At 56.4% G+C, this 10,134-nt stretch carries 11 protein-coding genes and 1 pseudogene; 5 read left to right on the top strand and 7 right to left on the bottom strand.

Annotated features, from left to right (window positions below):
- Positions 1–12: 12 nt before the first annotated feature.
- Both BMY49_RS08730 and iscB read right to left on the bottom strand, forming a co-directional pair.
- Positions 13–723 (bottom strand): 16S rRNA (uracil(1498)-N(3))-methyltransferase, encoded by a 711-nt coding sequence (locus tag BMY49_RS08730; protein ID WP_074210313.1) that lies wholly within the window; start codon positions 721–723, stop codon positions 13–15.
- A 71-nt stretch (positions 724–794) separates the two neighbouring features.
- The gene (gene iscB, locus BMY49_RS08735) at positions 795–2,165 is read right to left on the bottom strand and encodes an RNA-guided endonuclease IscB (protein ID WP_089675396.1); all 1,371 of its coding nucleotides are present in this window, start codon (positions 2,163–2,165) and stop codon (positions 795–797) included.
- A gap of 417 nt (positions 2,166–2,582) precedes the next feature.
- On the opposite strand from iscB, the gene phaR reads away from it, so the two are divergent.
- The 5 genes from phaR to BMY49_RS08760 all read left to right on the top strand — a co-directional run bounded on the left by phaR (position 2,583) and on the right by BMY49_RS08760 (position 6,173).
- Positions 2,583–3,047, top strand: coding sequence for a polyhydroxyalkanoate synthesis repressor PhaR (gene phaR / locus BMY49_RS08740; RefSeq protein WP_044628507.1), 465 nt, complete (start codon positions 2,583–2,585; stop codon positions 3,045–3,047).
- 78 nt (positions 3,048–3,125) lie between these two features.
- Positions 3,126–4,412, top strand: a complete 1,287-nt coding sequence (gene purD, locus BMY49_RS08745) for a phosphoribosylamine--glycine ligase (RefSeq protein ID WP_089675397.1) — start codon at positions 3,126–3,128, stop codon at positions 4,410–4,412.
- A gap of 47 nt (positions 4,413–4,459) precedes the next feature.
- The gene (locus tag BMY49_RS08750) at positions 4,460–4,900 is read left to right on the top strand and encodes an acyl-CoA thioesterase (protein WP_089675398.1); all 441 of its coding nucleotides are present in this window, start codon (positions 4,460–4,462) and stop codon (positions 4,898–4,900) included.
- The gene (locus BMY49_RS08755) at positions 4,900–5,772 is read left to right on the top strand and encodes a phosphoribulokinase (protein WP_062361629.1); all 873 of its coding nucleotides are present in this window, start codon (positions 4,900–4,902) and stop codon (positions 5,770–5,772) included. Before BMY49_RS08750 ends, BMY49_RS08755 begins: the two co-directional genes overlap by 1 nt.
- Before the next feature lie 59 nt (positions 5,773–5,831).
- Positions 5,832–6,173, top strand: a complete 342-nt coding sequence (locus tag BMY49_RS08760) for a histidine triad nucleotide-binding protein (RefSeq protein WP_044628511.1) — start codon at positions 5,832–5,834, stop codon at positions 6,171–6,173.
- Between the two features lie 95 nt (positions 6,174–6,268).
- On the opposite strand, the gene ettA is transcribed toward BMY49_RS08760, so the two are convergent.
- From ettA to BMY49_RS08785, 5 genes and pseudogenes are all read right to left on the bottom strand, one after another.
- On the bottom strand, positions 6,269–7,930 hold the full coding sequence (ettA, locus tag BMY49_RS08765) for an energy-dependent translational throttle protein EttA (protein WP_089675399.1): 1,662 nt from the start codon (positions 7,928–7,930) through the stop codon (positions 6,269–6,271).
- A gap of 199 nt (positions 7,931–8,129) precedes the next feature.
- Positions 8,130–8,342, bottom strand: a complete 213-nt coding sequence (locus tag BMY49_RS08770; protein WP_044628513.1) for a PA3496 family putative envelope integrity protein — start codon at positions 8,340–8,342, stop codon at positions 8,130–8,132.
- A gap of 162 nt (positions 8,343–8,504) precedes the next feature.
- Positions 8,505–8,942, bottom strand: a complete 438-nt coding sequence (locus BMY49_RS08775) for a PAS domain S-box protein (protein WP_044628514.1) — start codon at positions 8,940–8,942, stop codon at positions 8,505–8,507.
- A gap of 186 nt (positions 8,943–9,128) precedes the next feature.
- Positions 9,129–9,794, bottom strand: a pseudogene (locus tag BMY49_RS08780) (MFS transporter); the annotation flags it as partial.
- Between the two features lie 22 nt (positions 9,795–9,816).
- A partial coding sequence (locus BMY49_RS08785; RefSeq protein ID WP_200825212.1) for a transposase occupies positions 9,817–10,134 on the bottom strand: 318 nt, incomplete at its 5' end.

Here is a 10,134-nt window from a genome sequence, read left to right on the forward strand (position 1 = left end):
CTTCCATCCAACCTAGAACAGCCGTGACAGCAGCGCGGTGACGGCTGTTTCTACCCGCAGGATACGAGGGCCTAGGTGCATTCCCTCGCAGCCTGCCGTCAGTAGCTGCTCCACTTCCCACGGGATAAAACCGCCTTCGGGCCCTACCAGTAATAGCGTTGGCTCATCAATACCGCGCGGGCAGGCATTCTCCATGCCTGGGTGGGCAACCAATCCTCTTCGTTCTGTTAGAAGTGCCGGTAGCTGCTCTTCCATAAAAGGACGAAACCCTTTGCAGAGCGTCACGTTAGGCAGTTGAGTATCCCGCGCTTGTTCTAGCCCAAGTATCAAATGCTGATGAATTTTTTCTGGCCGCAGTTCTGGCGACTGCCAGTAACTCTTTTCAACCCGCTTGGTGTGCAGCAGGGTAATCTCTTTGACTCCTAACGCCGTGACGTGCTCAAGCGTGCGTGCCAGCATACGCGGGCGCGGCAGCGCCAGGACAAGATGAACGGGCAGGGCAGGCGGCGGCGGTTCGTTGATATCTTCCAGCGCAAACAGAGCCTGCGTTTTGTTGAGCTCCGTTAGCGTGGCCTTACCCATAGCGCCGCCTTGAATACCCACGGTTAAGCGATCGCCTTCGTTAGCGCGGTGTACTTCATGCAGATGGGTCAGGCGGCGCGCATCGGTAATACGAGCGTGGTGACCATCGACCTCGCTCGGGTCTAGCAGTATCAAATTCATCTGATTTTGCGCGGGATACCCGGTACTTTTAGTGCCGGGAGGAATAGCGCGTCGCCCGCAGGGCGACTGGGTTACGCCACCGCCTGTCCCGCTCCTCCTGTTAGGTTGGTGAAGGGTGTGATGTAATAGCCGTAGCCATCACCGCGTTGAATCACGGTGCAGTATTTGTGCGAGATGCCTTGCACGGCCCCCTGTTCGGTCTGAATGTTGAAACTGCCGGTTTTGCGTATCGCGACACGCCCCGTATGGGTACCGGCCTTCTTACCGGTGGGTACTATCGCACGCACCATGTCGCCGGTTTGAAAGCCGTGCACCTGCTTCTGCCGCATTAGATAGCCACGCGGAAACCCGTGTTTCGTTAAGCGCGTGCGCTGGTAGCTGCCGCGCCCCATCGCCTTGATCGTCAGTGTCGGCACTGTCCAGTCATGCAGCTTACCAAAAGCTCCGACACAAGCGGCGTCCAGGGCATGCGTCTTGGGGATGTTGAGGCGCTGTCGGTTGTATTTGGTGCGGCCACCGCTGCTCACGGCGACCGGTAAATCCGTGGTTTTGAGCGCGGAGAACAGCGCCCAGCGGGTCGCATTGACCGCACTGGCATCGCGCATCGGTTGCTTGAGCTGGCGCTGCACACGTTCCAGCTGTGCGTCAGCTGATAAGCCGTTAGCCTTGAGGCGCTTTTTCAGGCCTTTGTTGGTGGCGAAAAAATCGGTCAGTGTCTGGCTATCTTTCTCGGCATTACAGGGATGGCAACTCAGCGTCAAATTGCTGACACGATTCGAGCCGCCGCGTGAGCGCGGCACCACATGCTCGATCTCCAGCGGCGTGTCGCCGGTGCCACAGTAGGCACACTCACGCCCCCACTTTTCCAGCAGGTACTCGCGTACTTCGTAGCCCAGCAAGGTGCCTTGCTGGTACTCCACGCCGCTGATCTCTGGGTTATCCAGCTTCTGCGTATCAAAGCGCACTAACTCTTGGCTGATGGCTGTTACAGGAGCCAAACGACTCAACCGGTTCACCCAGGCCATGACGGTATCGACGCGATGCTGCAGCGACGGTGCCAGCCAGCCCTTAGGTTTGATGCGATTATTGAAGCGCGGGGCGCGGTAGCGCAGGTTGGCACTGCAGCGGCGACGCCGAAAGGCGGCGCGTTGCTGTAATGCCTTTTTGATCTGAAAGCCGCGATGGATCAGTTCAAACAGGCACAGTACATGCCGCTGCTGACTGTCCGGTTCGCGCATCAGCGCCAGCCCGGTCGTTTTGCTGCCAGGGTCGATGCCCAGGCGAAGCGGTTGCGTCTCGCCACTGACGCGATCCTTGAGCCGAATCGTGAACGGGTAACGCTTATGCACCACGGCACGACCACGCGCCAGCAGCAACCGAGCGCGTTTTTCACTGCACGGCATCAGTGGCCGCTTGTGTTTGTCCAGTACGAAAACCGCCATGCGATTTCCTCCTAATCCATGCCCTTACGGGCCTGGTGTCGCGGGGCTTGCGCCCCGTCTCCCCTCGGGAATGTCGATAACCGGCTCCTGCCTTGTGGCAGCGGTCAAGACCTTCGGCGTTTTACCTTTCGCCCGGGCGGCGTACCGCAGCATGATCTTGACCTTTCAGAGCCACGGACTGAGGAAGCATCCGTGGGTGAGTCTTGGCGACCTGTTATCAACGTAGCGGCTGTACCGCCCGCTTACCCTGGTCAACTAGGCTTGCTTTCACAAGCTCCCGCCTTCAGGCGGGGGTAGTTGACAGGAAAGGCGTACTTAACAGCACTAATCCGCTAAGCTGGCTTGCATGGGCGCGTGTTGCAGGCACAATAGCAGCAACGGCGACAAAAGCCTCTATCGTGTTTAAGGAGATGCGCTGTGCGCGTAATTCGCAAATATGCCAACCGCAGGTTGTACGATACTCAGCAGAGTCGTTATGTCACTCTTGAAGACTTGCGGCGTTTAATCATTGAAGAAGAGCCGTTTCGCGTTGAAGACGCGAAAAGTGGCGAAGATCTGACGCGCACCATTTTGCTATCGATCATTATCGAACAGGAGCAGGCGGATAGTGAAGCCGAAGTGTTCTCGAACGACCTGCTGGCCCAGTTGATCCGTGTGTACGATATGTCCTCACCGCTGCCGCTGGCGCGTTATTTGGAGCAGGGCACCCAACTGATGCTGGAGCAGCAAAAGCGCATGCAGACCCAGTGGCAGCAGGCGATGCGCCACTCACCCATTGAGTTTATGCGTGAACTGGCCGAAGAGAATATGCGTTTCTGGCAAAATGCGCTGAACCAGCCTACCCAGACGGATGACGACGATAAAACGGACAAAAACTCCTAATCCCCCTTTAGGCCACGTTAGGGACGCGTTGTGGCATAATGCGCCCCAACGACGCTCTCCCGTTTGAGAAGGATACCCATGAAAGTTTTGATGATCGGTGGCGGTGGCCGCGAACATGCCCTTGCTTGGAAACTTGCCCAATCCAATGATGTCGAGCAAGTGTTTGTGGCACCTGGCAACGCAGGGACCGCCACAGAACCTAAGCTGACCAATATCGCTATCGGCGCAACCGACCTGGATGCCTTGGTGGCGTTTGCCCAGCAAGAGCAGATTGCGCTAACCGTGGTGGGCCCAGAAGCTCCGCTGGTGGAAGGCGTAGCGGATCGGTTCCAAGCCGCTGGTTTGACTATCTTTGGCCCCAGCCAGCGCGCGGCACAGTTGGAAGGCTCCAAATCGTTCACCAAAGACTTTCTGGCCCGCCATCACATTCCCACCGCCGATTACCAAACCTTTACCGCTGTTGAGCCAGCATTGGCGTATTTAGCTGATATGGGCGCGCCCATCGTCATCAAAGCGGACGGTTTGGCGGCAGGTAAAGGCGTGATTGTCGCCATGAGCGAAGCGGAAGCCGAAGCGGCGATCCGCGATATGCTTGAAGCCAACGCCTTTGGTGACGCTGGCGCGCGAGTCGTCATCGAAGAGTTTTTGGAAGGTGAAGAAGCCAGCTTTATCGTGATGGTGGATGGCGAAAACGTCGTGCCCATGGCCACCAGCCAAGACCATAAGCGTGCCTACGATGGTGACACCGGCCCCAATACCGGCGGTATGGGAGCCTACTCTCCGGCACCGGTAGTGACACCGGAAGTAGATGCGCGGATTATGGAGCAAGTGATTTTGCCCACCGTGCGTGGCATGGCGGAAGAGGGCAACGCTTACACCGGCTTCTTGTATGCGGGGCTAATGATTGACCCGCAAGGCAACCCCAAAGTAATCGAGTACAACTGCCGTTTTGGTGACCCGGAAACCCAGCCGATTATGATGCGCCTTACCTCCGATTTAGCGGCGCTCTGTTTAGCAGGTGCCAAGGGCGAACTGGCAGACAAGCAGTGCGAGTGGGATAGCCGCGCAGCGGTGGGCGTGGTGTTGGCGGCAGGTGGCTACCCCGGCAGCTACCGCAAAGGTGACGTGATTCACGGCCTAGCCGATGCCGAGCAGGCGCAGTGCAAAGTCTTCCATGCAGGGACGGCGCAAAACGCAGAGGGTGATATCACCACTGCTGGCGGTCGCGTGCTGTGTGTGACCGCCCTGGGCGATAGCGTCTCAGCTGCCCAGCAGCAGGCGTACCAAGGGGTTAAAGCGATTCACTGGGATGGCGTTGAGTTCCGTCGTGATATCGCTTTCCGTGCCATCGCGCGCGAGCAGTAATTACCGGCCTGTTAAGGTCAAACCGTCACCCAGCAAGGAGTTGAACTATGGAGCGTGTTTCGCAGGAGTTCCCTAACGCAGCGGTTATCCATCGTCATCCGCTGACTGTGCGGGTGACGGATATGAACTACGGCCGCCATCTGGGGCATGATGCGCTGGTATCGCTGCTTCATGAGGCTCGTATGCAGGCCTTCGCCGCCCTCGATCTGCCCGAGTGGGATATACACGGCTACCCAAGCGTTGTGGTTGACCTCGCCGTGCAGTATCAACAGGAGGCCCGCTTTCCCGATGCGCTGGTGATAGAAACGGCAGTGCCCGACCCAGAAGGCAAAGCCTTAACGGTGTTCCATAGGGTGACTAAGGCGGAAACGGGCGATGTGGTGGCTACCGCTCGGGTAAATAAACTACTGATTGACTTGGCTGCTGGCCGCCCGGTAGCGATTCCCGATACGGTGAAGCAAACGCTTGCTGATGCAAGGGGGGGATAATGTCCCGAGAATATCCCATCATCGCGGTAACGGGTTCGTCAGGGGCGGGTACCACTACCGTGCGCCGCAGCTTCGAGCGCATGTTTTTGCGTGAAGATGTGCATGCTGCCATGGTGGATGGGGATGCGTTTCACCGCTATACCCGCGATGACCTAAAGCGCATTTTCCGTGAAGAGCCAGAACGTAAAGATGAGCTATCTCACTTTGCCGTAGAAGCCAACTTGCTTGATCGCCTGGAAGGTCTGTTTATCGAGTACGGAGAGCACGGTGCTGGCATCTTCAGGCACTATATCCATGCGGAAGATAAGCAGAAAATTGAAGCCGGGTATCGGGTGGGCACCTTCACCGAGTGGCAGTCGCTGCCTTGCGGCACTGACTTGCTGTTTTACGAAGGGCTGCACGGTGGGTTAGTGACCCAAGAGTACGATATTGCCCGCCATGTGGATCTATTGGTGGGTGTTGCGCCGACCATGAATCTGGAGTGGATTCAAAAGATCGACCGGGACACGAAGCTGCGCGGCTACTCTCAGGAAGCGGTGATCGACACTATCTTGGGCCGTATGGATGACTATGTGCGCTATATCCAGCCACAGTTTTCCCGTACCCATATCAACTTCCAACGGGTGCCCACGGTCGATACGTCCAACCCCTTTGAAGTGCAGGATATTCCGACCGATTCGGAGTCGTTTGTGGTCATCCGTTTCCGCGACCCTTCAACCGTCGATTTCCCTTGGTTGCTGGCGATGATTAAAGACTCCTTTATGACCCGTCCGCATACCCTGGTGGTGCCCGGCGCTCGTATGTCATTGGCGATGGAACTGATTCTGGCACCGCTGGTTCGCCACTTACTGTCGCAGCGCCGTTTTCGCTAACGGGGTAAGCGGGGCTGCCTTTTATCGATAATAAACGCGCCAAACCTAAGGAGGCCGCGATGGAGTGCCTGTTCTGCAAAATTATTAACCGCGACATTCCCGCTGATATCGTGTTTGAAGATGAGCACGTGCTGGCGTTTAACGACATTAGCCCTCAAGCGCCGACCCATCAGCTTATTATCCCTAAAAAGCATATCTCGACGCTTAACGATATTACCGCCGACGACCTAGCCCTCGTAGGCCGCTTGCAACACACCGCCGCGCAGCTTGCTAAGCAGCAGGGGTTTGCCGAGGATGGCTACCGTGTGGTGATGAACTGCAACGAAATGGGCGGGCAGACCGTCTACCATATCCATATGCACTTAATGGGTGGGCGCGAGTTTACCTGGCCCGCAGGCTAAACTGTCTCGCCGACCAACGGTAAACAGCCATCCATAAAAAAGCCCTGCGGCGGGAAACGCCAGCAGGGCTTTTGCATTGCATAACGCCTAAAACATTAGGCGTCGATGCGCTTGTACTTCATGCGCTTGGGCGTGTCATTACCGACGCGTTTCTTGTGATCTTCTTCGTATTCGGTGTAGTTACCGTCGAAGAACACCACTTCTGAATCGCCTTCAAACGCCAGAATATGCGTGGCGATACGATCCAGGAACCAACGGTCGTGAGAAATCACCATGGCACAGCCAGGGAAGGCGAGCAGGGCTTCTTCCAGGGCGCGCAGGGTTTCGATATCCAGGTCGTTAGAGGGCTCATCCAGCAGCAGCACGTTAGCACCCTGTTTTAGGGTTTGCGCAAGCTGCAGGCGGCCACGCTCACCACCGGAAAGCTCATCCAGACGCTTCTGCTGGTCGTTGCCTTTGAAGTTAAAGCGACCAACGTAGGCTCGCGAAGAAACTTCATAGCCATTGATGTTGAGAATATCCTGGCCATCGGACACTGCTTCCCAGACAGTTTGCTTGTCGTCTAGGGCGTCACGCAGCTGTTCAACATAGGCAATGTCGACGGTTTCGCCGATTACCACTTCGCCAGCATCCGGCTGCTCTTTGCCGGTTACCAGCTTAAACAGCGTCGATTTACCGGCACCATTACCGCCCACAATACCCACAATCGCCCCTTGGGGAATAGTAAAGGAGAGATCCTGGTAGAGTAGTTTGTCGTCAAAACGCTTGGTGACGTTGTGGAACTCGATCACTTTGTCACCCAAGCGCGGGCCAGGCGGAATGTAGATCTCGTTGGTCTCATTACGCTTCTGGAAATCGCCAGACTGCATCTCTTCAAAGCGGTTAAGACGCGCTTTGCTCTTCGCTTGGCGGCCTTTGGCGTTGCTGCGCACCCACTCAAGCTCTTGTTTGATGGCTTTCTGACGAGACGCTTCCTGTTTGGCTTCTTGGGTCAGGCGCTGCTCTTTCTGCTCAAGCCACTGGGAGTAGTTGCCTTCAAACGGAATACCTTGGCCGCGGTCCAGCTCAAGAATCCAGCCCGCGACGTTATCCAAGAAGTAACGGTCGTGGGTAATCGCAACGACAGTGCCGTTGTAGTCATGCAGGAAGCGCTCCAGCCACGCCACGGATTCAGCATCCAGGTGGTTGGTGGGCTCGTCCAGCAGTAGCATGTCCGGGCTTGAGAGCAGTAGGCGGCAAAGCGCTACACGACGACGCTCACCACCAGAAAGGTTGCCTACTTTGGCATCCCACGGCGGAAGGCGCAGCGCTTCTGCGGCTACCTCCAGCTTACGCTCAAGGTTGTGTGCATCGGCAGCTTCGATAATATTCTCAAGCCGTGCCTGCTCGCTGGCCAGGGCGTCAAAGTCGGCATCGGGTTCGGCGTAGGCAGCGTATACCGCGTCTAGTTTTTCCTGTGCCTCTTTGATGGCGCCTAAGGCCTCTTCGACGGTATCCCGAACGTTTTTCTCGTCGTCCAGCTGCGGCTCCTGGGGCAGGTAGCCCACGTTGATGCCGGGCATCGGACGAGCTTCACCTTCAAACTCTTTATCGACACCGGCCATAATGCGCAGCAGCGTGGATTTACCGGCACCGTTTAAGCCCAGCACGCCGATCTTGGCGCCAGGGAAGAACGAGAGCGAAATATCCTTGAGAATTTGCTTTTTGGGCGGCACGACTTTGCCAACCCGATTCATGGTGAATACGTATTGCGCCATGGAAATCCGTTAGGTTGTGGTAAAAGCGAGACCAGCAAATATGCTGGCTTGGTGCACAGATGATAGTGCCCAGCGCGGCTAAAGGCCAGCAAAGCAGTGGGGCAAGCGTAGAGTGGTCAAGCCGCAAAGATAAGGGGCACTCATTTGGGTGCCCCTCGGGTATGTCCACCTTGAAAACGCTTAATAGATTGGCAAGGCGCTACTCTTCTTCGTCCCAGTCATCTTCAATCGCGCGCTGTAAGCGACGCTCTTCAAGCCACGCTTCTACCTGACGGCGAGCGCGCAGGGTATCCGCTTTACTGGGTTTGCTTTTACCGTAGTGATCGTCGTTGACTGCATCCAAGTTATCAAACTCGTCAGCATCAAGCCCATCGTTGGTGTAGGTTTCACGATTTAAGGGGTCACGGCTCATGGTATGCCCTCCAACCCAAGCCGGCGCACCGGCATCACAACGGCTCCTTACCCAACAGAAGCAAAGTAAGAAGCGCCTAACGCTAAACAAGCGCCTTGCCGCTATATAACGCCACTTGGATTGAAGTTCAAGCCCTATCTTTGTTTTTATGATGACAAATGTTTATTTGGCGTTTTCTTGCTGATTTTTTAGCGCTGACAGTGCCAATTGGGCCTCAACGCGTTCGGTCACATCTTTCTGAACACCGATGTAGTACATCAAGTTGTCGGCTTCGTCATAAACTGGCGTAATTGACAGCTCATTCCAGAACATAGTGCCGTCTTTACGGTAGTTACGCAGCACTTCCCGCGAGGGGCGGCCATCCTGTAACGCTTCGCGGATCGACGATAGCGCATCCTGGTCGCGGTCTTCGTTTTGCAGAAAACGGCAGTCGCGATACAGAATTTCATCCGCACTGTAGCCCGTTAAGCGCTCAAAGCCCTTGTTCACGTAAATCAGGATGTTTTCGTCACCTTCCTGCTCCGCAACGACGATGCCATCTTCAGAAGCGTCAATAATGCGCTCAAGTAACTCCGGGTTGATCAAGGGAGATCGTTTCATCAATGGATTCCTGTTGCTTTCGTTCTTTCGTAGCCATGGCGCTGTTGATCAGCGCGGGGCTCTCTTACTGCAGGACGATGCGGAATTTCACACTACCGAATAGAGGTAGAATAGCAAAAAAACAGCTCTCTACCGCCAACTGCTGCCCATCATGGCGAGCGTTGCGGTGCTTTGCAATCAACAACGCTATTCGGCTTCCGGTAACCGCTGTGCGCTGAACATCGCCCCCACTGCCGTGAGCGCCAAGACCACCAGCAACATGGCGCTTCCTAGCCATTGCGCCAACGCGCCGATAATACCCCCGACAACCAGCATCAGTACGCCCGTAAGCGTATTGGAAAGCGCTACGTAAAGGGCGCGATTGTCTTGGCTGGCAATATCCACCAAATAGGTTTTGCGACCCAGGCGAACACCGTGATGCACAATCACCAATAGCGCATAAATCGCGGCATAGGGTAAAACGCTCTGCGTCCAGTCACCCGGCAACCAAGCTAAGGCCGCGCCTAATAGGCAGCACAACACCGTACCCACGGCAGCGTCGCGCATGACCCGGCGGCTGGACTGATCCGCGCGTTTTCCCCATATCGGGCTTGCCACCATAGCGGCTAGGCCGGATACCACCACTAAAATGCCTAGGCCGCCCAGCTCGGTTCCGCTCTGCTGCTGGCCGAGTAGCGCCAGGTAAGGCAGCGCCAGCGCGCTTGAAAGTAGCAGGGCCCTAGCGACATTGAAGTGTAAAAACGTGCGGTCTTCACGCAGTAGCGATAGCCCCAACTTAATGCTATCCCAGGCGTTTTCGCCGCCCTCGATGGAACCTGGCACCTCTTTAATGCGGGCTGCGCACGAGTTATTGTCAAATTCTGTGTATGGCCGGTCAGGCGGCAGTCCTGTCTGACTGATCGGTCAAGGGTTCGCCGTCCTTGAACTGGACGTTGTTCACGACCAGCTCCAGCTTGTTGAACCCCTTGATCCGCTTCCAGCGCTTCTGGGCGCTCTGAAGCAGCTTGAAGACCATCGCCAGGGTCGTCGCTCTGGAGCCGCAGTTCCGGCTGCGCTTGCTCCGCAGGCGGACCGTGGCGAAGGTCGACTCGATCGGGTTGGTGGTGCGGATATGCACCCAGTGTTCTGCCGGGTAGTCATAGAACGCCAGCAGCTCCTCCCGATCCTTGGCCAGGCACTCCATGGCTCTGGG

This window comes from Vreelandella aquamarina, assembly GCF_900110265.1.
Taxonomy (GTDB): Bacteria; Pseudomonadota; Gammaproteobacteria; order Pseudomonadales; family Halomonadaceae; genus Vreelandella; species Vreelandella aquamarina.